Origin of the sequence: Streptomyces sp. NBC_00390, assembly GCF_036057275.1 — a bacterium.
Lineage (GTDB): Bacteria > Actinomycetota > Actinomycetes > Streptomycetales > Streptomycetaceae > Streptomyces.
Genome location: NZ_CP107945.1, coordinates 2,249,999 through 2,274,089, shown reverse-complemented (window position 1 = coordinate 2,274,089; position 24,091 = coordinate 2,249,999). Strand labels below are relative to the sequence as shown.

General features: G+C 70.8%; 19 protein-coding genes and 1 riboswitch. Of the genes, 12 read left to right on the top strand and 7 right to left on the bottom strand.

Annotated elements, in window-relative coordinates:
* The first annotated feature begins 29 nt into the window (after positions 1 to 29).
* The 4 genes from OHS70_RS09300 to OHS70_RS09285 all read left to right on the top strand — a co-directional run bounded on the left by OHS70_RS09300 (position 30) and on the right by OHS70_RS09285 (position 4,061).
* Positions 30 to 1,190: a sensor histidine kinase gene (locus OHS70_RS09300; RefSeq protein ID WP_328395596.1), complete on the top strand. Its 1,161-nt coding sequence runs from the start codon at positions 30 to 32 to the stop codon at positions 1,188 to 1,190.
* Positions 1,187 to 1,861: a response regulator transcription factor gene (locus tag OHS70_RS09295; protein ID WP_328395594.1), complete on the top strand. Its 675-nt coding sequence runs from the start codon at positions 1,187 to 1,189 to the stop codon at positions 1,859 to 1,861. The genes OHS70_RS09300 and OHS70_RS09295 overlap by 4 nt, the downstream gene beginning before the upstream one ends.
* Before the next feature lie 98 nt (positions 1,862 to 1,959).
* On the top strand, positions 1,960 to 2,442 hold the full coding sequence (locus OHS70_RS09290) for a DUF485 domain-containing protein (RefSeq protein ID WP_328395592.1): 483 nt from the start codon (positions 1,960 to 1,962) through the stop codon (positions 2,440 to 2,442).
* Positions 2,439 to 4,061: a solute symporter family protein gene (locus tag OHS70_RS09285; protein ID WP_328395590.1), complete on the top strand. Its 1,623-nt coding sequence runs from the start codon at positions 2,439 to 2,441 to the stop codon at positions 4,059 to 4,061. The genes OHS70_RS09290 and OHS70_RS09285 overlap by 4 nt, the downstream gene beginning before the upstream one ends.
* Here OHS70_RS09285 and OHS70_RS39035 read toward each other — a convergent pair.
* From OHS70_RS39035 to OHS70_RS09270, 3 genes are all read right to left on the bottom strand, one after another.
* A complete protein-coding gene (locus OHS70_RS39035) occupies positions 4,058 to 4,240 on the bottom strand; it encodes a hypothetical protein (protein ID WP_443062584.1) in 183 nt (60 codons plus the stop codon). The genes OHS70_RS09285 and OHS70_RS39035 overlap by 4 nt on opposite strands.
* On the bottom strand, positions 4,237 to 5,967 hold the full coding sequence (locus tag OHS70_RS09275; protein ID WP_328395588.1) for a sensor histidine kinase: 1,731 nt from the start codon (positions 5,965 to 5,967) through the stop codon (positions 4,237 to 4,239). The genes OHS70_RS39035 and OHS70_RS09275 overlap by 4 nt, the downstream gene beginning before the upstream one ends.
* 152 nt (positions 5,968 to 6,119) lie before the next feature.
* Positions 6,120 to 6,701, bottom strand: coding sequence for a DUF6817 domain-containing protein (locus tag OHS70_RS09270; protein WP_328405511.1), 582 nt, complete (start codon positions 6,699 to 6,701; stop codon positions 6,120 to 6,122).
* A 225-nt stretch (positions 6,702 to 6,926) separates the two neighbouring features.
* Here OHS70_RS09270 and OHS70_RS09265 point away from each other — a divergent pair, with 225 nt between their 5' ends.
* Entirely contained in the window at positions 6,927 to 7,868 is a 942-nt protein-coding gene (locus tag OHS70_RS09265) for a LysR family transcriptional regulator (RefSeq protein ID WP_328395586.1), read from the top strand.
* A 356-nt stretch (positions 7,869 to 8,224) separates the two neighbouring features.
* Here OHS70_RS09265 and OHS70_RS09255 read toward each other — a convergent pair whose 3' ends face one another.
* Together OHS70_RS09255 and OHS70_RS09250 are read right to left on the bottom strand one after the other, a co-directional pair.
* Positions 8,225 to 8,461 carry a hypothetical protein gene (locus OHS70_RS09255; RefSeq protein ID WP_328395584.1) on the bottom strand — a complete coding sequence of 79 codons (237 nt, stop codon included), beginning with the start codon at positions 8,459 to 8,461 and terminating at the stop codon, positions 8,225 to 8,227.
* A 107-nt stretch (positions 8,462 to 8,568) separates the two neighbouring features.
* A complete protein-coding gene (locus OHS70_RS09250) occupies positions 8,569 to 9,234 on the bottom strand; it encodes a DUF6082 family protein (protein ID WP_328395582.1) in 666 nt (221 codons plus the stop codon).
* Between the two features lie 552 nt (positions 9,235 to 9,786).
* Here OHS70_RS09250 and OHS70_RS09245 point away from each other — a divergent pair.
* Both OHS70_RS09245 and OHS70_RS09240 read left to right on the top strand, forming a co-directional pair.
* Complete coding sequence (locus OHS70_RS09245; protein ID WP_328395580.1) at positions 9,787 to 11,469, top strand: RICIN domain-containing protein; 1,683 nt, start codon at positions 9,787 to 9,789, stop codon at positions 11,467 to 11,469.
* A 94-nt stretch (positions 11,470 to 11,563) separates the two neighbouring features.
* A complete protein-coding gene (locus OHS70_RS09240) occupies positions 11,564 to 12,658 on the top strand; it encodes a CobW family GTP-binding protein (protein ID WP_443062739.1) in 1,095 nt (364 codons plus the stop codon).
* A gap of 35 nt (positions 12,659 to 12,693) precedes the next feature.
* Here the strand turns inward: OHS70_RS09240 and OHS70_RS09235 are convergent, their stop codons facing one another.
* Positions 12,694 to 15,144 (bottom strand): DNA gyrase/topoisomerase IV subunit A, encoded by a 2,451-nt coding sequence (locus tag OHS70_RS09235; protein ID WP_328395576.1) that lies wholly within the window; start codon positions 15,142 to 15,144, stop codon positions 12,694 to 12,696.
* Positions 15,145 to 15,317: 173 nt separating this feature from the next.
* On the opposite strand from OHS70_RS09235, the gene OHS70_RS09230 reads away from it, so the two are divergent.
* The 4 genes from OHS70_RS09230 to OHS70_RS09215 all read left to right on the top strand — a co-directional run bounded on the left by OHS70_RS09230 (position 15,318) and on the right by OHS70_RS09215 (position 20,151).
* Entirely contained in the window at positions 15,318 to 16,697 is a 1,380-nt protein-coding gene (locus tag OHS70_RS09230) for a M16 family metallopeptidase (RefSeq protein WP_328405509.1), read from the top strand.
* A gap of 17 nt (positions 16,698 to 16,714) precedes the next feature.
* Positions 16,715 to 18,082 carry a M16 family metallopeptidase gene (locus OHS70_RS09225; RefSeq protein WP_328405507.1) on the top strand — a complete coding sequence of 456 codons (1,368 nt, stop codon included), beginning with the start codon at positions 16,715 to 16,717 and terminating at the stop codon, positions 18,080 to 18,082.
* A gap of 227 nt (positions 18,083 to 18,309) precedes the next feature.
* Positions 18,310 to 18,475: riboswitch (cyclic di-AMP (ydaO/yuaA leader) on the top strand.
* A 12-nt stretch (positions 18,476 to 18,487) separates the two neighbouring features.
* Positions 18,488 to 19,258 carry a M23 family metallopeptidase gene (locus OHS70_RS09220; protein WP_328395574.1) on the top strand — a complete coding sequence of 257 codons (771 nt, stop codon included), beginning with the start codon at positions 18,488 to 18,490 and terminating at the stop codon, positions 19,256 to 19,258.
* A gap of 215 nt (positions 19,259 to 19,473) precedes the next feature.
* Positions 19,474 to 20,151: a GntR family transcriptional regulator gene (locus OHS70_RS09215; protein ID WP_328395573.1), complete on the top strand. Its 678-nt coding sequence runs from the start codon at positions 19,474 to 19,476 to the stop codon at positions 20,149 to 20,151.
* 172 nt (positions 20,152 to 20,323) lie between these two features.
* On the opposite strand, the gene OHS70_RS09210 is transcribed toward OHS70_RS09215, so the two are convergent.
* Positions 20,324 to 20,605 (bottom strand): HPr family phosphocarrier protein, encoded by a 282-nt coding sequence (locus OHS70_RS09210; RefSeq protein WP_328395571.1) that lies wholly within the window; start codon positions 20,603 to 20,605, stop codon positions 20,324 to 20,326.
* Positions 20,606 to 20,772: 167 nt separating this feature from the next.
* Here OHS70_RS09210 and OHS70_RS09205 point away from each other — a divergent pair, with 167 nt between their 5' ends.
* Positions 20,773 to 24,051 carry a bifunctional acetate--CoA ligase family protein/GNAT family N-acetyltransferase gene (locus OHS70_RS09205; protein ID WP_328395569.1) on the top strand — a complete coding sequence of 1,093 codons (3,279 nt, stop codon included), beginning with the start codon at positions 20,773 to 20,775 and terminating at the stop codon, positions 24,049 to 24,051.
* Positions 24,052 to 24,091 lie beyond the last annotated feature (40 nt).

Genomic DNA, 24,091 nt, shown 5'->3' with positions numbered 1-24,091 from the left:
AGCATCGAAGCCGACGGAGGGGGGCCGCAGTGGCTCGTGACAGGTGGGCCGGGTGGCCGATGCGGGAGTCGCTCACGCGCGTCGGCATCCCCCGTGCCCGGACGGTGCTCGACGGCGTCCTGATGGTCTCGCTGTCGAGCTGGGCGGGCTACAGCGCCTACGCATCAGAGGCCTTCGACGGTCCGCGGGCTGTGCTTCCGCTGCTGGGCTTCCTCGGCTGCGCCGCAGCGGTCCTCGGCTACCGCGCCACCACCCTCGACAACCGGCTGCTGCCCTCGATCGGGATGCTCGCGGCCATCGCTGCCATCGGCGCGGCCGCGTACGAGGGCGGGGCGGCCGTTCCGGCGACCGTGCTGTGGGTCTGCACCGGCGTCATGGCGATGGAGCGGCTTCCGCTCGGCGCCGCGGTCGGCACCGTCGCCGTGCTGGTCCCGGGGTTCGTGCTGACCGACGACACGGAGCTCGGGCCGTTGCTCACCACGGCGGCCGTACTGCTGGCCGGCTATTCGTTGCGCCTGGACGCCGCCGCCAGGGGCACCGGCTTCCGGCTCCTCGCTCAGGAACGGGCCGCGCGCGAAGCCGAGGCCACCTCCGCGGCCCTCGCCGAAAGGGCCCGGATCGCCCGCGAGATCCACGATGTGCTGGCACACAGCCTCTCTGCCCAGCTGGTGCACCTGGAGGCGGCCAGGCTCCGGATCGAACAGGAACCGGAAAGCACATTCCGGAACCAGATCCTGGAGCGCGTGGTGGCGGCGCGCGCCATGGCCCGGGAAGGGCTCGCAGAGACCCGGCAGGCGCTCTCCGCGCTGCGCGGCGAGTTGGCGCCCGTCGAGGACTATCTGTCGGAGCTGGCCGCCGCCGATGGAGTCGTGGCAGAAGTGACGGGGGAACGGCGGCCGTTGAGCGCCGAGGCCTCGCAGGCCGTGCGACGAGTGGCGCAGGAGGCACTCACGAATGTGCGCAAGCACGCGCCCGGAGCGGTCGTACGGATGCTGCTCGCTTATCGGGAGGGGGAAATCGCCCTGGACATACGCGACTCGGGCGCCGGTGCGGAGCAGGGTGATCTCACGGCATCAGGCAGCGGGTACGGTCTTCTGGGGATGCGGGAGCGAGCAGAGCTGCTCGGCGGCTCGCTGGAGGCAGGACCGGACGGAGAGGGCTTCGTGGTGCGGCTGCGAGTGCCGGCATGACCGGGCAGATCGCCCGAGTGATCGTCGCCGATGATCAGGCGGTGGTGCGCGAGGGCATCGTGATGCTGCTGGGGCTGCTGCCCGGTATCCAGGTCGTGGGCTCGGCCAGGGACGGTGAGGAAGCGTTCGCCCTGGTCGCCGAACTCGATCCCGATGTCGTCCTGATGGACCTGCGGATGCCCCGCTGCGACGGGGTCGAGGCCACCCGCCGTATCCGCCGTGAGCATCCTGCGACCCAGGTGGTGGTGCTCACCACGTACGCGGACGACGACTCCCTCTTCCCGGCGCTGCGTGCGGGCGCACGCGGCTATCTCACCAAGGACGCCGACGGCGACGAGATCTCGCGGGCCATCCGCGATGTCGTCGCCGGACGGGCCGGGCTTTCCCCGGTGGTGCAGCAAAGACTGCTCGAGCAGGTCACGGCACCGACCGAGCCGGCCGCGCCGCGGCTGCCCGACGGCCTGACCGCCCGTGAGGGCGAGGTGCTCACCCTGATCGCGGAGGGCCTCAGCAACGCCGACATCGCCCGCAGTCTGCAGATCTCGACCGCCACCGTGAAGACCCACATCAACAACCTGTTCGCCAAGGCCGGACTCCACGACAGGGCCCAGGCAGTGCGCTACGCCTACCGCGAGGGCCTCGCGCAGCCGCCCCGGAACCGCATCACCTGATGGGGTGAAGAGCACGGAGAGAAGAGTCCGGGATCTTCCCCATCTGTCCATCCTTGGGCAAGCGGCCGAAACGGTTCGTTGGCAAGGAGAGTTGAGCGGTGGAGAAGCAGGACGGGCGGGATGCCGCAGCTGTGCGGCTCGAGGACCCTTGGTACGACGCACTGGCCTCCGGTTGGGGCGATGTGGACGGCACAGGAACTCCCGCGTCCGTACCACCGGACGCCGCGGCCGCAGGCGGCACCGGCACCGGCCGCAGCGCGGCCGACATCTATCTGGAGGTGCAGCGCAGCGCCGCGTTCCAGGAGGTACGCAGCCGCTACCGGCGCTTCGTCGTTCCGGGCGCCATCGGCTTCCTCGCTTGGTACTTGGCGTATGTCGTGGCCGCCACCACCGCGCCGGACCTGATGGCGAGACCGGTAGCCGGAGCGGTGAATGTGGCGATGGTCGCCGGGCTCGCTCAATTCCTCACCACCTTCCTGCTGACCTGGGCCTACGCCCGCCATGCCCGGCTGCGGCGGGATCGAGCCGCCCTCGAACTGCGCTGGGACACCCAGGAGATGACGCGAGGGGCCGAGCGTTGAACGGTGATCACCAGGCCCTGGCGCTGCTGCTGTTCAGCGCGTTCGTCGCGGTCACGCTCGGCATCACCACCTGGGTGAGCCGCAACAGGCACGGCTCGGCGGAGGAGTTCTACGCCGGCGGGCGGCTGTTCTCGCCCATGGAGAACGGCTTCGCCATCGCGGGTGACTACATGTCCGCGGCTTCCTTCCTCGGTATCTCCGGGCTCATCGCGCTCTTCGGCTACGACGGGATGCTCTACTCCGTCGGCTTTCTGGTCGCCTGGCTCGTCGTCCTGTTCCTCGTCGCCGAACTGGTCCGCAACTGCGGCCGGTTCACCCTGGCCGATGTCATCGTGTCCCGGATGAGGGAACGCCCCGTCCGCATCGCCACGGGAACTTCTTCGGTCACCGTGTCCGTTCTGTATCTGGTGGCGCAAATGGTCGGGGCAGGAAGCCTGGTCGCGCTGCTGCTCGGCGGGACGAGCGAGGCCGCACGCTCGTGGACCGTCGTCGGAGTGGGTGCTCTGATGGTGATCTACGTGTCGATGGGAGGGATGCGAGCCACCACCTGGATCCAGATCGTGAAGGCCGTGCTGCTGATGGCCGGCGCGGTCGCGATGACCGTGCTGGTGCTGATCCGATTCCACGGCGACTTCGACGAACTGCTCACCACCGCTGCCGAACGCAGCGGGCACGGCAAGGACTTCCTCTCACCCGGACTCCGGTACGGCGGGGACTGGACCGCGCGCCTGGACTTCATCAGCCTGGGCCTGGCGCTGGTCCTCGGTACGGCAGGGCTGCCGCACATCCTGTCGCGCTTCTACACCGTGCCGACCGCGCGGGCCGCCCGCCGCTCGGTCGTCTGGTCCATCGGTCTCATCGGCAGCTTCTATCTCATGACGATCGTGCTCGGCTTCGGCGCCGCGGCCGTGGTCGGTACGGACGAGGTACGGAAGTCGAGCGCCGCGGGAAACACGGCCGTGCCGCTGCTCGCCCTCGACCTCGGCGGGGGAGCGGGTTCGTCCGGAGGAGCCGTCCTGTTCGCGGTGGTCGCCGCCGTGGCGTTCGCGACGATCCTGGCAGTCGTCGCGGGGATCACGCTGGCATCGTCGGCCTCGGTGGCCCACGATCTGTACGCCTCGCTGCACCGCCGACGTACGCGCGGAGCCGCGTCCGGCAGACACGCGCGGGCCCAGCACAGCGAGGTCGCGGTGGCCAGGGTGGCCGCGGTGGGTATCGGTGCGGTCGCGATCGCACTCGGCCTGCTGGCGCGCGATCTCAACGTCGCCTTTCTGGTGGGGCTGGCCTTCGCGGTCGCCGCCTCCGCCAATCTGCCCGTGCTGCTGTTCTCGCTGTTCTGGCGCAATTTCACCACCCGTGGCGCGGTCTGGTCGGTGTACGGAGGTCTCGTCCCGGCCGTGCTGCTCGTGGTGCTGTCCCCGGTGGTCTCCGGCAGTCCCCAGGCGCTCTTCCCCGGCGTGGACTTCCATCTCTTCCCGCTGGAGAACCCTGGACTCGTCTCGATCCCACTGGGCTTCCTCGCCGGGTGGATCGGCACGGTCATCTCGTCCGAGCCGCCGGATGCCGCCAAGCACGCCGAGACGGAGGTACGGGCGCTCACAGGTGCCGGCGCGGTCTAGGTGTACTGCCTTGTCCGGGCGGACCAGGTGCGTTGCGCCGTCTGCCGGCTGACTCCTGCGCGTGCCGCGATGGCCGAGTGGGCCTGCGCGACAACCTGGAAGCCGGGTACCTCGGACACATACGCCGCGTTGATCTTCGCGACCCGGAAGCCGTCGCCCATGACCAGTACGTGGATCACCGGGCAGCCTCTCCCGCGGAGTCGTCCTCCACGGCTGCTCGGCCCGCGGGTGCGGCCACCCCGCCCGGGGATGCGTCCGTCGCTCCGTGTTCCGCTGCCGCCGGCGCCGGCTCCGGCTCGGTCAGCGCTTCGGGGAGTACGACGGTGAATTCGGCGCCTCCCGCCGCGGCCTCGCGTACCTGCGCGCTGCCGCCCTGGCGCTGCGCGAACCGGCGCACCAGGGCCAGGCCCAGCCCCCGCTTGCCATGGGCCGGCAGTTCCTTGGTGGACCATCCCTCGGTGAAGATCAGCTCACGGTGCCCGTCCGGGACGCCCGGCCCGCTGTCCGTGATGCGCAGCACCACCGTGCGTCCCTCGGCGCGCAGCTCCACCTCGATCCGCGGATCCTCGGAGCCCGCGGCAGCGTCCAGCGCGTTGTCCACGAGGTTGCCGACCACTGTGACCAGCCCGCGCGGATCCACCAGCCGGTCGGGCAGCAGCGTCACGGGCGAGATGCGCAGCGAGACACCGCGCTCCGCCGCCACCGTCGCCTTCCCCACCAGCAGCGCGGCCGGCAACGGGTCATGGATCTTCTCCGTGATCTGCTCCGCGGTGGCGCGGTGCACCCCGACCACCTCGGTCACGAACTCCACCGCCTCCTCGTGCATCTCCAGCTCCAGCAGCCCGAGCAGGATGTGCATCCGGTTGGCGTGCTCATGATCCTGCGCGCGCAGGGCGTCGATCAGGCCCCGCGTCGAGTCCAGCTCCCGGCCGAGCTGCTCCAGCTCGGTGCGGTCGCGCAGCGTGGCCACGGCACCGCCGTCGTCCGTCGGCATCCGGTTGGCGATCAGCACCCGGCTGCCACGTACGGTCAGCAGGTCCGTGCCGCTCACCCGGCCGGCCAGCACATCGGTCGTGCGTCCCTCGCCCAGGACTTCGTCCAGCGGTCGCCCGGTGACATCCGTGCCGAGGCCCAGCAGCCGCTGTGCTTCGTCGTTCAGCAGCCGGATCCGCCCGGAAGCATCGAGGGCCACGACGCCCTCCCGTATGCCGTGCAGCATTGCCTCGCGCTCGGCGAGCAGCGCCGCGATGTCGGAGAAGGCGAGGTCGTGGGTCTGCCGCTGCAGCCTGCGGGAGATCAGATAAGCGGCCAGTGCCCCGATGGCCAGCGCCCCGCCCGCGTAGGCGAGCAGGCCTGGAATCGCCGCCAGGAGCCGGGCGCGCACGCTGTCGTACTCGATGCCCACCGACACCGCACCCACGATGTGGCCGTCGGCGTCGCGCAGCGGCGCCTTGCCGCGGGCCGAGCGGCCGAGAGTGCCGCTGTCGATCTCCATCACCTCCCGGCCCGCCAGCGCATCGCTGGGGTCCGTGGACACGATCCGTCCGATCTCGCCGGGGGAGGTGTGGGACCACCGCACTCCGTTGTGGTCCATCACGACGATGTACTCGGCGCCTGTGGCCTGCCGGATCCGTTCGGCCTCGGCCTGCACGGGACCGGTGGCGGTCGGCCGGGTGGCGGTCAGGTCCGCGGCGAGCTCCGGTGACGCGGTGGTCTCGGCGATCGCAAGTGCGCGCCGCATGGCCTGGTCGTCGAGCTGGGCGCTGAGCGGCGCGAGGAACAGTCCGGTGGCCAGCGCGGTGACTCCGGTGGCGATGGCCAGCTGCATCAGCAGGACCTGGGAGAACACCCGCTGCGGCCAGCCGAAGCGCCGTCGCCGGGCGGGGGCGGTCGGTACGCGGCTCATGCCTAACGTTAAGGGGGGCAGTGGCCCTTACCGAAATTTCGTGTGTGCCGGACGTCGGCCCTCCAGGCGGAACGACAGAGGGCCGACCGGCGGTGCCGTGCCAGTAGACGTCCGAATGGGGACCGCGGCAGTGGCCGATGGTCCGCCCTGTGTCAGTGCTGGTCGGTCGTCCACACTGACGGGTTGGAACCGGTGCGTCGCGTTCGTTCATGGTGAGGCCGGTGCGCAGGTGCGGCAAGCACCGTACGGCAGTCGAGCCAGGCTTCAGCGCTCAGCAAGTCCTGGAGTCGGGTGAACAGGCCAAGCAGCTCAGCGCCCCACTCGTCACGGAAAGCGGGGTCGCCGTGGGCGAGGTCGAGTTCGTTGGCAGCCGACAGTTCGACGAAGTCCCGACGCAACTGGGGTCCCGGAATGTGGGAGCGTCCGGTGAACCGGTCGTGGAAGGCGGCGTCGGCCTGGCTGAGAGACGGGTAGGTGGCCTTCCGGTCGCATGAGGCGTACAGATACACGATGGCCTCGGCCTCCGCGCCGATCACCGCCGAAAGGTCAGCGCGGCGGTCCGGTGGCAGCAGGCCTGTCGGGAAGCCGTCGGTGCCGTAGAAGGCGTGGCACAGACCGGCGAGCTGGAGGGCGGGGCGGGCTCGCCACGCGGCGAGCCGGGCCTGTACGCGCCGGAGGTGGGCAAGGAGAGTACCGCCGGGATGGGCGATGCTTTCGGCGCCGGACCGGTGCATGAGCGCGACGGCTCGGTCAGCCGCGGCAGCAGGGGGAGCAGGCACAGTGTCCGTGTCCTTTCGGTGCCGGGTCGGTCGGCACCCGTACGGCGCCTTCGCCGGTCCGGATCCACGCGAAGGCACCGGACGGGTTGCCGCCTGGGCCCTGCAACGATCTTCTGGCCCCTCAGCCCCCCAGTCAATCCTGGAGATTGCTCTCCTGGTCTTAGGTATAGCTTGGGTGCCGTGACTCTGGATGACCTGCGTGTGTTCGTGGCCGTGTGCCGGGCGGGAAGCCTCAGTGCTGTGGCCCGGGATCTGTCCTGTACGCAGTCGGCGGTGAGTCAGCACGTCAAGCGCCTGGAGCGGGAGACCGGTGTGAGCCTGCTGGAGCGTCAGCCGCGCGGGGTCGTGCCGACAGCGGCCGGGCGGATCCTGCGCGACGCCGCCGCCGAGGGGATCGGCGGGCTCGATCTTGCGCTGCGCCGCCTCGGCGACCTTGTGAACGGAGAAAGCGGCTCCGTGCGGATCGCGACGGGCGGAACGACCGTCCGGCATTTCATGGCCGAAGCGATCGTCTCCTTCCGTCGGCGCTTCCCGAAGGTGAGCCTGGAGTTCCAGACCGAGACCTCCAGCCGCAGCTGCTTCGACGCCCTCCTGGCCAGCCACCTCGACCTGGCCTGGATCACCATCGGCGGCCCGGTGCGTGGCATCGAGCAGCGACCCGTTGTCAGCCTGTCCTGGGTACTCGCCGTGCGGTCCGACGATCCGCTCGCGACCCGAGTGCGCATCGACGTCTCCGACCTCATGGACATCCGCCTCGTCCGGCTGCCGCCGAATTCGACCTCCGGCGCCCATCTGGACGCCGTCTTCGCCGGAATGGGCGTCCGAGCCGGTTCGGACACGAGTGTCGCCGACTGGGACACGGCCCTGCTGCTTGCCGAACTCGGTCTGGGGCACGCCGTCGTGCCCGCCGTACCGCGTCCACCGAAGCCCGGCGACGGCGGCCCGCTTCGCCTCATCCCCATTCCCGCGCTGCCGCCACTGTCCGTCGGCTGGGCCGTACGCCGCTGGGACGCGCTCTCCCCACTTGCCCGGACTTTCGCCGATGCGGTCGCCGACAGCTGTGCGAAGACGCCATCGCTGTGCGCCGGAGAGGCAACTCTGATGCCCGGCAAAGATCAGTAGCCGGACGCGCGGCCTGGCGCAGGCCGTTTGCTTGGCTTGCGCCATTCGCACCAGGTGTACCGACCCGGCCCCCCTGCTTCGGCGACGGCCCCTGTCAGGACACCCCGCCCTCGGTCCTCGCCTTCACCCGCACGGACGGCCTGGCCTGCGTGGTCAACCTCGGTGGGAGCCCGCTTGAACTCCCGCCCCACAGCGGGGGGCCTGCTGACCAGCGGCACGCTCGACGCGGAGGGACGGCTCACCCAGGACACGGCGGTGTGGCTGAGCACCTGATCCTGCGCTGTGCGCACCCTCGGGACACGACAACGTGCCCGGCGCCTGTGGGCCCCGGGCACGTGTTGATCCCTTCGTGCCGGTCAAGCGTCGGGGATGTCCGCCTTGGCCCTGATGAGCGTCTCGCGACTGATGATCACGATCCGTTCGTAGTCCGCTCGTGCGGCGTCGGCCGGTAGCTCTTGGTCGAGCGTGGCTGTCGCCTCGGTGCCGATCACGGCGAAGCGTCCGTCGCTGAGCTCGAAAATGTCCGGGCAGGTCTGCCCGGACAAACTTCCACGCTCGCGAGGAGAGGCTCCGATCCTACGCAAGATCTTCACTGCGCCGTTCCCTGGGGTGTCGAGGGGCGGATGAGGGAAAGGGATCAGCGTACATTGGTGACGGACCGTCAGCTCGTGTTCCATGGTGAAACGGGGAGCGTTGTCGATCATTCGGCGTCGCGGTCGGCTGCGCCGTCCGCATCGGCGATCAGACGATCGAGCCTGCGCCCTAACTGGGCCTCCTGCGACTCGTACCGGAGACGGGCACGGTGCGGCCTGGTGACGGACCAGTACTCACGGAAGATCTCGTTCCTGCTGAGCGCCTCGAGATGCGCCGGAAGATCCTCCCAGCTCGTCGAGCCGATCCGGTAGGCGTGCAGGACATTGTTGTACAAGGTGTTGGCGTACAGATACTGACGCTGCTTCAGGGGTGGGATGTCGTCTTCGTAGGCGTCCAGCACTGCGGCGAGGTCCGGATCGTCGAGTGCCTTGGACAGCAGCTCGAAGTGCAGGCGGTGCTGATTGGTGATGTCGGCGCGCCGATGGTAGCTGTTGGCGGCTGCCATGTGTTCGAGCTGGGTGCTGAGGTTGGAGTTCTGGCGGCGAAGCTGGCCGTGCTGGATCACCAGGGCGACGAGGACCGCGCCGAAGGCCAGACCGGAGAAGACGGCATTCGCGGGCGAGATGTCGGTGTCCGGTGCGAGAGCCTCCATCGATGTGCTGATGGCCAGACTGAGCGCGGCGACCAGGCTCACCACGCCTATTACCGAGGCGAGGACGAGCGCGATGCCGGCCACCACCCCCCGCTGCTGCGGATTTCCCTGTGTGTTCATGTCAACCCCCGAATCACAGGCGACCGATCACCGGGCCGGGAGAAGGACGGGCGTTGCGGGACCGGTGACAGTGGTCGTTGACTGCGTGCGCCGACTCCCAGAGTGCCGAGCGGCTCTGACCGGCGGGGAGGCGGAGGAACGGCGCACGGAGGGAATGCAGTGGCGTTTTTCCGCTTGCCGTGTCGAATGTGTGCCCGTTGCGCGCTGCTAACAATCGTTCACTTGGGGGCCGGGGGTTGCTCCCTCCCGCCGTCCCGGCGGAGCGTGTGGCCTGCGAGGATCCAGTGGTGACTGAGCAACCGCCGCAGGCTCGTCGCCCACTGCCGACCGATGAGTCCCGCCCGGCCGCCATGGACGAGGGCACGGTCTTCCGAGTCGGCCCCGCGGTGACCGTTGCCCCGCGATGCGTTTTCGGACACGGCTTACCCGCGGAAACACTTTTCCCGCAGGGCTCGCTGCTCCACCATGGGCTCTTGTTTCCGGCTGGTAACTCCGACTCGTTCTCCGACGAGCAGGCGAGGCGGCTGTCGTAGTGAGCGAGGAGTCACGAGCGTGTCAGAGCTCCACCAGGTCGGTCCGGACGCCATGTACGACAAGCCGGTCGGTACCGCCCTTTCGGATGCGGAGCTCACCGAGCGCATTCGCGCCGGTGCCCCGGCCGCCCATCTCGCCTCCCAGGAGCTCAAACGCCGCCACCAGGCCGCGGTCATCTCCTACGCCCGACTCTGCGGACGTGACCAGGTCGCCGGCTACCAGCTGGCCGTCCAGGCCTTCGGCCTCGCCACCCAGGAGGCGTGCCGGGGGATCGAGCCCAGGGGTACCTGGCGTCACCATCTGCTGATGCATGTTCAGCGGATCGGCGCCACCTGGGCCGCCGGCGGCCGGCGGGACCTCCTCGCACCCGAGTTCGCCGCGTGGATCGACAGGACGGCCGAGGTGCCCGCATCCGGTCTTCCCGAGAACCTGCGCGCCGAGGCCTCGTCCGCCATGCTCACCGGCTTCTACCGGCTGCCCGAGCTGACCTGCGGCGTCCTCTGGTACGCGGTGGTGGACGACGAACCCGACGCCACGGTCGCGACCTACCTCGGCATCCGCCCGGATCTCGTTCCCGAGCTGCGGATCAAGGCGCAGGACGCCCTGCGCCAGGCCTGCATCCAGGCGTATCTGGAGCGCAGCGGGGACCGGAAGTGCCTGGGGTTCCGCCGCATCATCGAGGCGTCGGCACGGCCGGGGGACCGGCGCTACAGCGAGGATCTGACGCTCCATCTGGCCGAATGCCCCAGCTGCACAGGGCTGGTGGCCGAGCTGACGCGGATGGCGGACGACCCACGGGCGGTGTTCGCGGAGGGCCTGCTCCGGTGGGGCGGAGCGGTCTACGCGGCACGCGCCTTGCTGCGCGGGCGGCTCGACGACGTACCGCAGCCGCCCGACAGTTCGAAGCCCGCGTCCGCCCTGGCGCGGCTCACTGCCCTGGCCAAGTCGCCCCGGAGCGACGGGACGCAACCGAAGGGTGTGCGGCAGCCCCGCGCCGTTCTCCTCGTCGCTGCCGCGGTCGCCGTCGCCGTCGTCGCCGGAACGCTGCTGGCAACCGCCTCCGAGAACTCCGACCCCGCCCGCAACCGTGCGGCGGAGCCCGTGCTCCAGCCATCCTGGCCCCCGGCAGCCGTGCAGGCAGCCGTGCCGTCCACGAGCCCCACCGCAAGCCCCACCAAGAAGCCGAAGAAGCCTTCGCGCTCGCCGAGCCCCAGCGCATCGGCTTCCGCCCCCGAATCACCGGCAGCCGCTCCCACGAAGAGCGCGCCTCCCCGGGCCGTGCCGATCGCCGTCGGAGGCGGATTCATCCAGGTCGTCAACGCGGAATCCGGACTGTGCCTGGACATCGAGGACGGCGTGATGGCAAACCGCACAGATGTCGTCACGGCTCGCTGCACCGGTGCCCGGACCCAGCAGTGGAGCGTGGATCCCAACGGCCTCCTGCGCAGCAACGAGGACCCCGACTACTGCCTCGACTCGCGCGGTGACACCGACCGTGGCGTCGGTATCTGGTCCTGCGCCTCCGTCAACGGCAGGAACGGCCTGAACCTGCTCTTCAGCGTCGACGGATCAGGGGCCATACACCCGCGGATCGCACCGGACTTCGCCCTTGAGCCCGCGGGAGGCTCCGAAGGCAGTTCTCTCGAGTTCGACCCGGCCGACGGAGACAGCGACCAGCGCTGGAACGCGGGCGGCTCCTAAGGAGGCGGGGCGAGCGCATCGTGCGGTGCTCGCGCCGCGCCCTATCCTGGGGGCGGCCCGAGCAGTCCAGAACCACCGAGGTGCCGCCGTGAGCGTGACCAAGTCGCAGATCCCCGTCGTCGTCCTTGCGGGCTTCCTGGGATCCGGCAAGACCACGCTGCTCAACCACCTCCTGCGACGCAACGGCGGCAATCGCATCGGGGTCGTCGTCAACGACTTCGGCTCCATCGGGATCGACGCCATGACCGTTGCCGGACAGGTCGGCTCCACCGTCTCCCTCGGCAACGGATGCCTGTGCTGCGCCGTCGACGCGAGCGAGCTGGACGACTATCTGGACCGGCTCACCCGCCCCGGTGCCCGGATCGATGTGATCGTCATCGAGGCCAGCGGACTGGCCGAGCCTCAGGAGCTCGTGCGGATGATCCTCGCCGGCGACAATCCGCGCGTCGTGTACGGCGGGCTCGTCGAGGTCGTCGACGCAGCCGAGTTCGACCGGACACGGGCACGGCACCCCGAGATCGACCGGCATCTGGCCGTCGCGGATCTGATCGTGCTCAACAAGACCGACCGGGTCGCGCCGGCCGTACTGGACCGGCTGCATGCCACGCTCGCCGAACTCGCCGCAGGCACCCCGGTCATCGGCGCCGAGTACGGTCGCGTCGACCCAGAGCTGCTCCTCGATCCTGCGGCGGGGCACCCCGAGCAGGAGGCGGACGTACGACAGCTCTCCTTCGAGGACCTGTACGCGGAGGTCTACGACCACGAGCACGGCCACGAGGACCATCTGCACGCCGCGTACGAGAGCGTGGCCGTCACCTCTGCGCTGCCCCTGCACCCCCGTCGGCTGATGGACTTCCTCGACTCGAGGCCCGCCGGGCTGTACCGGATCAAGGGGTTCGTCGACTTCGGCGCCGCCGATCCGCGCAACCGGTACGCCGTGCACGCCGTCGGGCGGTTTCTGCGGTTCTACCCGGAGCCCTGGCCGCCCGGCGAGGAGCGAATGACACAGCTGGTGCTCATCGGTTCGGGTATCGACGCCCCGGCGCTCGGCAAGGAGCTGGACGTCTGCGCTCAGAACGGACCCGAGGACCGTCCCGACGAGCGCAGCATGTGGGGTGTCCTGCGCTTTGTGCCGAAGGAGCCGGACGGCGAACCGTCCGACCCCTTCGACGGCGACGATCAGGCCTGATCCTTGGAGACAGGCCTGATCCTCGAAGAAGGGCCCTAGCTCGCCGGGCCGGCAAGCACCGCGACCGGCGAGGTCAGCGGCGTCCCCGAACCGTCGCGGCGCGGGTCGGGCTCCGGCAGCTCGGCCGGTGAGCCGTTCTTCTGCGCCGCACGCGCCGGGGTCGCGCCCGCCCAGGCCAGAATCAGCTTGTCCTCGCCTTTCAGGAAGCGCTGGCAGCGCACACCACCGGTCGCGCGCCCCTTGCGCGGGTACTGGTCGAACGGTGTGAGCTTCGCCGTCGTCGGCGCGTCGTCCAGCGTGTCCGACGAACCGGCCACCGTGAAGACCACCGCGTCCGCGGCAGGGTCGACCGCGGTGAACGAGATCACCTCGGCCCCGTCCGTGAGCTTGATGCCGGCCATACCGCCCGCCGCGCGGCCCTGCGGCCGCACCTGCGAGGCGGGGTAGCGCAGCAGCTGGGCGTCGGAGGTGATGAAGACCAGGTCCTCCTCGCCCGTGCGCAGTTCGATGCCGCCGACGATGCGGTCCCCGTCCTTGAGGGCGAAGACCTCCAACTCGTCCTTGTTCGACGGGTAGTCGGGCACCACGCGCTTGACGACGCCCTGCAGGGTGCCCAGCGCGAGGCCGGGCGAGGACTCGTCGAGCGTGGTCAGGCACACCACGGTCTCGTCGGCCTCCAGGGACAGGAACTCGGCGACCGGGGCCCCGCCCGACAGGTTCGGCGTGGACGCGGTGTGCGGCAGCTGAGGCAGATCGATCACCGACAGCCGCAGCAGCCGCCCGGCCGAGGTCACCACGCCCACGTCGCCGCGCGCGGTCGCGGGAACGGCCGAGACGACCACATCGTGCTTACTGCGCTTTCCGCCGTCGTCGGGGAGCGGCTCCCCGGTGACCGTACGCGCCAGCAGGCCAGTCGAGGACAGCAGCACTCGGCACGGGTCGTCGGCGACCTCGAGCGCCACCGCGGACACCGGCGTGGCCGCCGACTCCAGCAGCACCGTGCGCCGCTCGGTGCCGAACTTCTTCGCCACCGCGGCGAGTTCGCCCGAGACGAGCTTGCGCAGCTCTGCGTCCGACTCCAGGATCGCGGTCAGCTCGGCGATCTCCGTGTTGAGCCGGTCGCGCTCGCTCTCCAGCTCCAGGCGGTCGAACTTCGTCAGTCGCCGCAGGGGTGTGTCCAGGATGTACTGCGTCTGGATCTCGGAGAGCGAGAAGCGCTCCATCAGGCGCTGCTTGGCCTCCGCGGAGTTCTCGCTGGACCGGATCAGCCGGATGACCTCGTCGATGTCGATCAGGGCCACCAGCAGGCCCTCGACGAGGTGCAGCCGGTCGCGCCGCTTGGTGCGGCGGAACTCGCTGCGCCGGCGCACCACGTCGAAGCGGTGGTCGAGGTAGACCTCGAGCAGCTCCTTGAGGCCGAGGGTCAGCGGCTGCCCGTCCACCAGTGCCACATTGTTGATGCCGAAGGACTCCTCCATCGGCGTCAACTTGTACAGCTGCTCGAGGACCGCCTCGGGGATGAACCCGTTCTTGATCTCGATGACCAGCCGCAGTCCGTGCCGCCGGTCGGTGAGGTCCTTGACGTCCGCGATGCCCTGGAGCTTCTTCGCCGAGACCAGATCCTTGATCTTCGCGATGACCTTCTCAGGGCCGACCGTGAAGGGCAGTTCGGTGACGACCAGGCCCTTGCGGCGCGCCGTCACGTCCTCCACGGTGACCGTGGCGCGGATCTTGAACGTGCCGCGGCCGTTCTCGTACGCGTCCTTGATGCCGCTCAGGCCCACGATGCGGCCGCCGGTCGGCAGGTCCGGTCCCGGTACGTAGCGCATGAGGGTCTCGAGGTCGGCGCCCGGGTGCCGGATCAGATGGCGGGCGGCGGCGATGACCTCGCCCAGATTGTGCGGGGGCATGTTCGTCGCCATACCGACCGCGATGCCGGACGCGCCGTTGACCAGCAGATTCGGATAGGCGGCGGGCAGTGCGACCGGCTCGCGCTCCTGGCCGTCGTAGTTCGCCTCGAAGTCGACCGTGTCCTCGTCGATCGACTCCGTCATCAGGCTCGTGGCGTCCGCCATGCGGCACTCGGTGTAGCGCATGGCGGCCGGCGGGTCGTCGTTGCCCAGCGAGCCGAAGTTGCCGTGGCCGTCGACCAGGGGCAGCCGCATGGAGAATGGCTGCGCCATGCGCACGAGCGCGTCGTAGATCGACGCGTCGCCGTGCGGGTGCAGCTTGCCCATGACCTCGCCGACGACACGGGCGCACTTCACATAGCCGCGGTCCGGCCGCAGACCCATCTCGTTCATCTGGTACACGATCCGGCGGTGCACCGGCTTCATGCCGTCACGTGCGTCCGGCAGGGCCCGGGAGTAGATCACCGAGTACGCGTACTCGAGGAAGGAGCCCTGCATTTCGTCCACCACGTCGATGTCGAGGATCCTCTCCTCGAAATCGTCCGGCGGCGGGGTCTTCGTGCTGCGGCGGGCCATCGCGGCTGCTGCTCCTTCACGTACCAGGTCTGGATCTGACGCGGACCATTGTGGACCGTCCCACTGACAACGCCGACCTCGACCCGGGAACTTCGCCAGGTGTCAGCGCGCTTGCATACAGTGGCAGGTCTGGCAGCAATTACAGTTTCGCGATCGAAGGGACGTACATGCCCATGGGTCACACGGCCACAGCGCAGGCCGACTCCGGCGGCCTGACAGCGACAGAGCACCGCCTGGCCAACGGCCTGCGCGTGGTGCTCTCCGAGGACCACCTGACCCCGGTCGCCGCGGTCTGCCTCTGGTACGACGTCGGCTCACGCCACGAGGTCGAGGGCCGCACGGGCCTCGCCCACCTCTTCGAGCACCTGATGTTCCAGGGCTCGGGCCAGGTGAAGGGGAACGGCCACTTCGAGCTCGTCCAGGGCGCCGGCGGCTCGCTGAACGGCACGACGAGCTTCGAGCGCACCAACTACTTCGAGACCATGCCGACCCACCAGCTGGAGCTGGCGCTCTGGCTCGAGGCCGACCGCATGGGGTCGCTGCTGGCCGCCCTCGACGACGAGTCGATGGAGAACCAGCGCGACGTCGTCAAGAACGAGCGCCGCCAGCGGTACGACAACGTGCCGTACGGCACGGCCTTCGAGCGGCTCACCGCCCTCGCCTACCCGGAGGGCCACCCCTACCACCACACCCCGATCGGCTCGATGGCCGACCTGGACGCGGCGACCCTCGAGGATGCCCGCGCCTTCTTCCGCACCTACTACGCGCCGAACAACGCGGTGTTGTCGGTCGTCGGCGACATCGATCCGGAGGAGACGCTCGCCTGGATCGAGAAGTACTTCGGCTCCATCCCCGGCCACGACGGCAAGCAGCCCCCGCGCGACGGCTCCCTGCCCGAGAACATCGGCGAGCAGCTGCGCGAGGAGATCGTCGAGGAGGTCCCGGCCCGCGCGCTGATGGCCGCCTATCGCCTGCCGCACGACGGCACACGCGAGTGCGACGCCGCCGACCTGGCGCTCACCGTCCTCGGCGGCGGCGAGTCCTCCCGGCTGCACAACCGCCTGGTGCGCCGTGACCAGACGGCTGTCGCGGCAGGCTTCGGCCTGCTGCGCCTCGCGGGCGCGCCGTCGCTGGGCTGGCTGGACGTCAAGACGTCCGGCGGCGTCGAGGTCCCGCAGATCGAGGCCGCGGTCGACGAGGAGCTGGCACGGTTCGCCGCCGAGGGCCCCACGCCCGAGGAGATGGAGCGAGCCCAGGCGCAGCTGGAGCGTGAGTGGCTGGACCGGCTCGGCACCGTCGCCGGCCGGGCCGACGAACTGTGCCGGTACGCCGTGCTGTTCGGCGACCCGCAGCTCGCGCTGACCGCCGTGCGGCGGGTGCTCGAGGTCACCGCCGAGGAGGTGCAGGCGGTCGCCAAGGCCCGGCTGCACCCCAGCAACAGGGCGGTCCTCGTGTACGAGCCCGCAGCCGAGGACAAGGGCGAGGAAGGCGACGAGGCCGGCTCGGCGGACACCTCCGCCGACAACGACGAGCAGGAGGGCGCGGACCAGTGAGTGACGCTGCCGTGACCATGGACTTCCACCCGCAGCCCACCCCCGGCACCGCCCGGCCCTGGGCCTTCCCCGCGCCCGAGCGCGGCACGCTGGGGAACGGTCTGACCGTGCTGCGCTGCCACCGCCCCGGCCAGCAGGTGGTGGCCGTCGAGATCTTCCTCGACGCCCCGCTGGACGCCGAGCCGGACGGTCTGGACGGCGTCGCCACGATCATGGCGCGTGCCCTGTCGGAGGGCACCGACAAGCGGAGCGCCGAGGAGTTCGCGGCCGAGCTCGAGCGCTGCGGCGCCACGCTCGACTCGCACGCCGACCACCCCGGCGTCCGGGTCTCCCTGGAGGTCCCGGCCTCCCGGCTGCCCAAGGCGCTCGGCCTGCTGGCCGAGGCACTGCGGACGCCCGCGTTCGCCGACAGCGAGGTCGATCGCCTGGTGCGCAACCGGCTGGACGAGATCCCGCACGAGACGGCGAACCCGGCCCGGCGCGCCGCCAAGCAGCTCTCCAAGGAGCTCTTCCCTGCGAGCTCGCGCATGTCGCGGCCGCGTCAGGGCACGGAGGAGACCGTGGCGCGGATCGACTCCGCGGCGGTGCGGGCCTTCTACGCCGCCCATGTGCGGCCCGCCACCGCCACTGCCGTGATCGTCGGTGACCTCACGGGAGTCGATCTGGACGCCGTGCTCGCCGACACCCTCGGCGCCTGGACCGGTGACAGGACCGAGTCACGTCCGGTACCGCCGATCACCGCGGACGACACCGGCCGGGTGGTCATCGTGGACCGTTCCGGGGCGGTGCAGACCCAGCTGCTCATCGGCCGCATCGGCCCGGACCGCCACGACCGCGTCTGGCCGGCCCAGGTGCTGGGCGCGTACTGCCTGGGCGGCACCCTCACCTCCCGCCTCGACCGCGTGCTGCGCGAGGAGAAGGGCTACACCTACGGCGTACGGGCCTTCGGCCAGGTGCTCCGGTCCGCGCCCGACGGCACCGGTGCGTCGATGCTCGCCATCAGCGGCTCGGTCGACACGCCCAACACCGGCCCGGCGCTGGACGACCTGTGGAGGGTGCTGCGCACACTGGCGGCCGAGGGCCTGACCGATGCCGAGCGCGACGTCGCCGTGCAGAACCTGGTGGGCGTCGCCCCGCTGAAGTACGAGACGGCGGCGTCCGTGGCGGGCACGCTCGCCGACCAGGTCGAGCAGCACCTCCCGGACGACTACCAGGCGGAGCTGTACAGGCGGCTGGCCGAGACGGGTACGGTCGAGGCGACCGCGGCGGCCGTCAACGCCTTCCCGGTGGACCGGCTGGTCACGGTGCTTGTCGGTGACGCGTCGCAGATCGAGGAGCCGGTGAGGGCGCTCGGTATCGGTGAAGTGACCGTCGTCAGCGGCTGATTGAGCCGCGGGACGACCGGCGCAGCAGACATACAACTCAAAACCGACAAGTGGAACCCCGGCTTCAGGTGTGATGCCGGGGTTCCGTCTTTTGTCCGTTTTCATGCGGCAGTTGGGGCTATGCCCTGTGGCGTGCGCTACAAAAGGTGCTGAATTTTTGGCGATCGGATGAAGATCGGCCTAGCGTCAATCCGGCTGTTCGCCGTAGCCCGCCGCATCCGCGGCACGGACAGTCATCGCCGAGTCCCCGTCAGGCGCGAGCCTGGGGAGCCGGGGACCCACTCAGTCCCTGGGGTGAATCGGTCGCCTTCACACCCCGTGCGGAGGTGCCCGTAGGAGACCTTCCTGCTCCGAACCCGTCAGCTAACCCGGTAGGCGAGAAGGAAGGAAAGGACCAGCCTCTTCATGGCGTTCACCCGTGCCACCGGGAAACATCGTGGTCCGAGCCGGCTGGCGCGTCGCAGCGCGGGTATGGCCACCGTCGCGACCCTCGCCACCACCGGCGTCATCGGAACCCTCGCCTCTCCGGCCCTCGCTGCCGACGCCGAAGCCCCCTCGCCCGAGGACACCGGCCTGACGCAGGTCGTGGCGGTGGACACCGTCGCCGACGAGGTCGCCGACCAGGCTGCCGCGCAGAAGGAGGAGGCCGCCAGGGCCGCCGCCCAGGCCAAGGCCGCGGCCGAGGCCAAGCGCAAGGCCGAGGCCCGCGTCAAGGCCGCCCGCGAGGCCAAGGAGCGCGCCGCCCGTGAGGCCGAGCGCCGTCGCCTCAACTCCTTCCAGCTGCCCGTCGCCGGCTCCTACGTCTCCACCGCCTACCAGGCCGGCGGTGCGCAGTGGTCCTCCGGCAGCCACACCGGCATCGACTTCCATGCCGCCTCCGGCACCTCGGTCGTGGCCGTCGGCTCCGGCACGGTCGTCGAGGCGGGCTGGGGCGGTGCGTACGGCAACAACGTCGTGATCCGGATGAACGACGGCACGTACACCCAGTACGGTCACCTCTCGTCCATCGGCGTCTCGGTCGGCCAGCGGGTCATCCCCGGCCAGCAGATCGGTCGGGCGGGCTCCACCGGCAACTCCACAGGCCCGCACCTCCACTTCGAGGCCCGGACCACCGCGGACTACGGCTCCGACATCAACCCGCTCGCGTACCTGCGCGCCCGCGGCGTCACGGTCTGAGGCCCGCGCCGCCCGCAACCGACCCCCGCACCACATCGAAGGCCCTGGCCCGCCGCCAGGGCCTTCGGCGTTACTTGTACTGGCCAAAAGATATCCATGAATTTCGGTCTGCCATCGGAAAATCACGCCGATTGCAATAGAGTCACGGCCAGGAACAGGGGTGGGAACGCACACCGTCGGCAGCGTTTCGCGCGAATTAAAGCGGAGGTTCGGTCATGCGCATTCCCGCGCACTCGGTATGCACGGCGATCCGCGACGACATCGTCTCCGGTGTGTTCGAGCGCGGCAGCAGACTGACCGAGGAACAGCTCGCCCGCCGCTACGGGGTCTCCCGGGTCCCGGTCCGCGAGGCCCTGCGCACCCTGGAGTCCGAGGGCTTCGTCGTCAGCCGCCGGCACGCCGGCGCCCATGTCGCCGAACCCACCGAGCAGGAGGCGGCCGACCTCCTGGAGATCCGGCTGCTGCTGGAGCCCCTGGGGGCGGCACGGGCGGCGCAGCGGCGCACCGAGGCACACCTCAAGGTGCTCCGCGGCCTGGTCAGGCTGGGGCAGGAGCGGGCGCGTCGCGGTGAGGGCGAGGATCTGCGTTCGCTCGGCAGCTGGTTCCACGAGACGCTCGCCCAGGCCTGCGGCAGCCCGGGGCTGACCGCCCTGCTCACCCAGCTGCGCCACAAGATCGCGTGGATGTACACCGTGGAGCAGCCCGCCAAGCCCGTCGAATCCTGGGCCGAGCACGGCGCGATCGTGGACGCCGTGGCGCGCGGGGACGTGGAGCGGGCCAGGACTCTGACCGCCCTGCACGCGGAGCGGGCCGCGGTGGCGCACCGGCTGCGCCGTCCCGAGTGGGTGAGGACTTCGCAACATGCCGTAAACACCACGAGCGTCCGTCATTAACACGAGCGCCGTATACAAAGATGTGTAATGTCGTGCAGCGGGCCTATTTATGCTGCCCGAATTCCGTGCGGCATTCAAAAGGCCGGGGGAAAGAGTGAAGCCGCGGTGTCCCTGATTCGGGATGCCGCGGCTTCGCCATGAATTCGACCGCCCGGTTGCGCGGCCGAACGCGTCAGACGGTCTCGGGGAGTTCCTCGAGGCCCTCGGCCACCAGCTTGGCCAGACGGTCCAGGGCGGCTTCGGCACCCTCGGCCTCCGAGGCGAGCACGATCTCTTCGCCGCCCTGTGCGCCGAGACCCAGGACGGCGAGCATGGACGCGGCGTTGACCGGAGTGCCGTCGGCCTTCGCGATCGTCACGGGGACGCCGGAGGCCGTGGTGGCACGGACGAAGATGGACGCGGGGCGGGCGTGAAGGCCCTCGGCCCAGCCGACAGTGACGCGGCGCTCAGCCATGGTGTTGCCCTTCAAGTCTTCGGGGTTGTCTAGACCAGTCTCTCACGGGAGGTGGCGTGCTCCTCGCGCCGGTGGGCGGGCCGGTGCGAGGCCGCCGATCGGCGCTGTCCAGCCTGCCCGTCGGCAACAGCCTCCGCGACCCGTGGGGCGGGCCGTACGCTGGCCCCATGCAGACCTCGTCGGAGCACGCTTACCCCGATCACTGGGAAGCGGACGTGGTGCTGCGCGACGGCGGCACCGCGCGCATCAGGCCCATCACCACCGAGGACGCCGACCGTCTGGTCAGCTTCTACGAGCAGGTCTCCGACGAGTCGAAGTACTACCGGTTCTTCGCGCCCTACCCCCGCCTGTCCGCCAAGGACGTCCACCGGTTCACCCACCACGACTACGTGGACCGGGTGGGGCTCGCGGTCACGGTCGGTGGCGAGTTCATCGCGACCGTCCGCTTCGACCGGATCAACGCGCAGGGCCGCCCTGCCAGTGCGCCTGCCGACGAGGCCGAGGTCGCCTTCCTGGTCCAGGACGCCCATCAGGGCCGGGGTGTGGCGTCCGCGCTGCTGGAACACATCGCGGCGGTCGCCAGGGAGCGCGGCATCAGGCGGTTCGCGGCCGAGGTGCTGCCCGCCAACAACAAGATGATCAAGGTGTTCACGGACGCCGGCTACACCCAGAAGCGCAGCTTCGAGGACGGCTCGGTCCATCTGACCCTCGACCTCGAACCGACCGCCAGGTCCCTCGCCGTCCAGCGCGGCAGGGAGCAGCGCGCCGAGGCCCGCTCGGTACAGCGCCTCCTCGCACCCGGCTCGGTCGCCGTGGTCGGAGTGGGCCGCGCGCCCGGTGGCGTGGGCCGCACCGCGCTGCGCAACCTCCTCGGCGGGGGGTACACCGGGCGTACCTACGCAGTGAACCGCGCCTTCCCCGATGACCGGACCGAGATCGACGGCGTCCCCGCAGTGCGTCGGGTCGCGGAGATCGGCGAGCCGGTCGACCTCGCGATCGTCGCCGTTCCCGCCGAACGCGTGCCGGAGGTGGTCGCCGACTGTGGAGAGCACGGTGTCCAGGGACTGGTCGTCCTGACCGCCGGGTACGCCGAGAGCGGCGCGGCCGGCCGGGAACGCCAGCGCGAGCTGGTGCGCCAGGCCCGTTCGTACGGGATGCGCATCATCGGCCCCAACTCGTTCGGGATCATCAGTACCGCGGATGCGGTACGGCTCAACGCCTCGCTCGCCCCCGAGGCACCGGTGCCCGGCCGTATCGGCCTGTTCACCCAGTCCGGGGCGATCGGCATCGCCCTGCTGTCCGGGCTGCACCGGCGCGGCGCGGGGCTGTCGGCCTTCATCTCGTCCGGCAACCGGGCGGACGTGTCCGGCAACGACTTCCTGCAGTACTGGTACGAGGACCCCGGCACGGACGTGGTCCTGATGTACCTCGAGTCCCTCGGCAACCCGCGCAAGTTCACCCGGCTCGCCCGGCGTACGGCGGCGGTGAAGCCGGTCGTCGTCGTCAAGGGAGCCCGCCACAGCGGTGCCACGCCCCCTGGGCACGCCGTGCCCGTGACCCGGATCCCCGACGCGACGGTCGGGGCGCTGCTGCGTCAGGCGGGCGTGATCCGGGTCGATACGGTCACCGAACTCGTCGACGCGGGGCTGCTGCTGGCCGGGCAGCCGCTGCCGAAGGGGCCGCGGGTGGCCATCCTCGGCAACTCCGAGTCCCTTGGACTGCTCACGTACGACGCGTGTCTGACAGAGGGCCTGCGTCCGCTCCGGCCGCTCGACCTCACAACGGCGGCGACACCCGCGGACTTCCGCGCCGCGCTCGTTCAGGCGCTGCACGACGACGCATGCGATGCCGTGGTGGTCACCGCGATCCCCTGGGTGGGTGAGAACGGGGTCACCGAATCGGGCGACGGCGAAGTCCTGGCGGAGGCCCTGCGTGCGGCGGCGGCCACGTCTCCGGCGAAGCCGGTGGCGGTGGTGCACGTGGAGCTGGGCGGCCTGGCGGAGGCGCTCTCGGCGGCGACCGGCACGAGCGGGGCCCGCCCCGGGGGGACGAGCCCGCGGCTCAAGGAGCCGGAGCAACCCCGTCCCGGCGCGGGAACCGCACCCGTCGGCCCACACCCGGTCGGCGCGGCGCGCGTCGAAGCCGGTGCGCCCGGCACGGCCTCGGCGGATGCCGCGGCCTCCGGCGGCAGCACCGGCGCGCGGATTGCGGCCTCCGGTGGCGCGGCTCCGGCGCCCGGCCGGGCCGGTGCGTCATCGCAGGGCGCCGACGCCGCGGCCCCCGGCGGCACCATCGGCTCCCGGGGCGAGGCCCCCGCAGGAGCGGCTCCGGCGTCCGGACCGGTGAGTGACGGGCAGGGCCCGCGTTTCACGGCACCGCACGGCGAAGCCGCGGACGCGTTGCGCGCCGGCAGCGGCCCGGCCGGTACGGCATCCGCTGCCGTGGGCGGGCCGCACACGGCGTCGGCGCTGCACGACCGCAGCGCCGCTCCCGGCGGCACGGGACCGTTCGGGGGAGCGGGTCCCGGGGCCGCACAGTCGCCGGCGGGTGCCGCCGCGGACGGGCCGGCTGGCGGCAACCGCATTCCCGCCTACCCGGCCGCCGAGCGCGCCGTCCGGGCTCTCGCCGAAGCGGCCCGGTACGCACAGTGGCGTCGCGACGCCGCCGAGCCCGGCAAGGTGCCCGAGTACGACGACATCGACGAGGCAGGAGCAGCCGGAGGGATCGAGCGGCTACTCGGGGGGCCCGGGGATCCCCGGGGGTTCACCCTCGACGCCACGGACGCGCACGAGCTGCTCGCCCGCTACGGCATCCACGTCCGCACCGCCCTCCCCGCGCCGGATCCCGACGCCGCCGTCCGGGCCGCCGAGCGGCTCGGCTATCCCGTCGCCCTCAAGACCACCGCGCCGCACCTGCGCCACCGTGCCGACCTCGGCGGTGTGCGGCTGGATCTGGCCGACGAGGTACAACTGCGACAGGCGTACCGCGAGTTGACCGATGCTCTCGGTAAACCCGCCGAGCTGCAGCCCGTCGTCCAGGCGATGGCTCCGCGCGGTGTGGACACCGTCGTGCGCGCCGCCATCGACCCCGGCGTCGGCGCCGTGCTCTCCTTCGGACTGGCCGGCGCGCCGTCCGAGCTGCTCGGTGACACCGCCCACCGGCTCGTCCCGGCCACCGACCGCGACGCCGCCGAGCTGATCCGGAGCATCCGTACCGCGCCCCTCCTGTTCGGCTGGCGCGGCTCCGCGCCGGCCGACACCGCCGCGCTGGAGGAGCTCCTGCTCCGTGTGTCGCGGCTGGTCGACGATCACCCTGAAGTGGTCGACATCAGCCTTGAACCGGTCGTCGTCGCGCAGCGCGGCCTCTCCGTGCTGGGCGCATCCGTACGCCTCGCACCCTCATCCGCCCGGACCGACCTGGGTCCCCGCAGGCTCCCCAGCGTCTGAGGCTACTGAGCGCTCACCGTCCCCATGGCCCCGTAGGATG

Bases quoted from the DNA above. Each gene is read 5' to 3' on its own strand.
- OHS70_RS09230 (WP_328405509.1), top strand. From the start codon at position 15,318: ATGGGTCACACGGCCACAGCGCAGGCCGACTCCGGCGGCCTGACAGCG.
- OHS70_RS09220 (WP_328395574.1), top strand. From the start codon at position 18,488: ATGGCGTTCACCCGTGCCACCGGGAAACATCGTGGTCCGAGCCGGCTG.
- OHS70_RS09295 (WP_328395594.1), top strand. From the start codon at position 1,187: ATGACCGGGCAGATCGCCCGAGTGATCGTCGCCGATGATCAGGCGGTG.
- OHS70_RS09215 (WP_328395573.1), top strand. From the start codon at position 19,474: ATGCGCATTCCCGCGCACTCGGTATGCACGGCGATCCGCGACGACATC.
- OHS70_RS09225 (WP_328405507.1), top strand. From the start codon at position 16,715: ATGGACTTCCACCCGCAGCCCACCCCCGGCACCGCCCGGCCCTGGGCC.
- OHS70_RS09235 (WP_328395576.1), bottom strand. From the start codon at position 15,144: ATGGCCCGCCGCAGCACGAAGACCCCGCCGCCGGACGATTTCGAGGAG.
- OHS70_RS09250 (WP_328395582.1), bottom strand. From the start codon at position 9,234: ATGAACACACAGGGAAATCCGCAGCAGCGGGGGGTGGTGGCCGGCATC.
- OHS70_RS09270 (WP_328405511.1), bottom strand. From the start codon at position 6,701: ATGCACCGGTCCGGCGCCGAAAGCATCGCCCATCCCGGCGGTACTCTC.
- OHS70_RS09275 (WP_328395588.1), bottom strand. From the start codon at position 5,967: ATGAGCCGCGTACCGACCGCCCCCGCCCGGCGACGGCGCTTCGGCTGG.
- OHS70_RS09210 (WP_328395571.1), bottom strand. From the start codon at position 20,605: ATGGCTGAGCGCCGCGTCACTGTCGGCTGGGCCGAGGGCCTTCACGCC.
- OHS70_RS09205 (WP_328395569.1), top strand. From the start codon at position 20,773: ATGCAGACCTCGTCGGAGCACGCTTACCCCGATCACTGGGAAGCGGAC.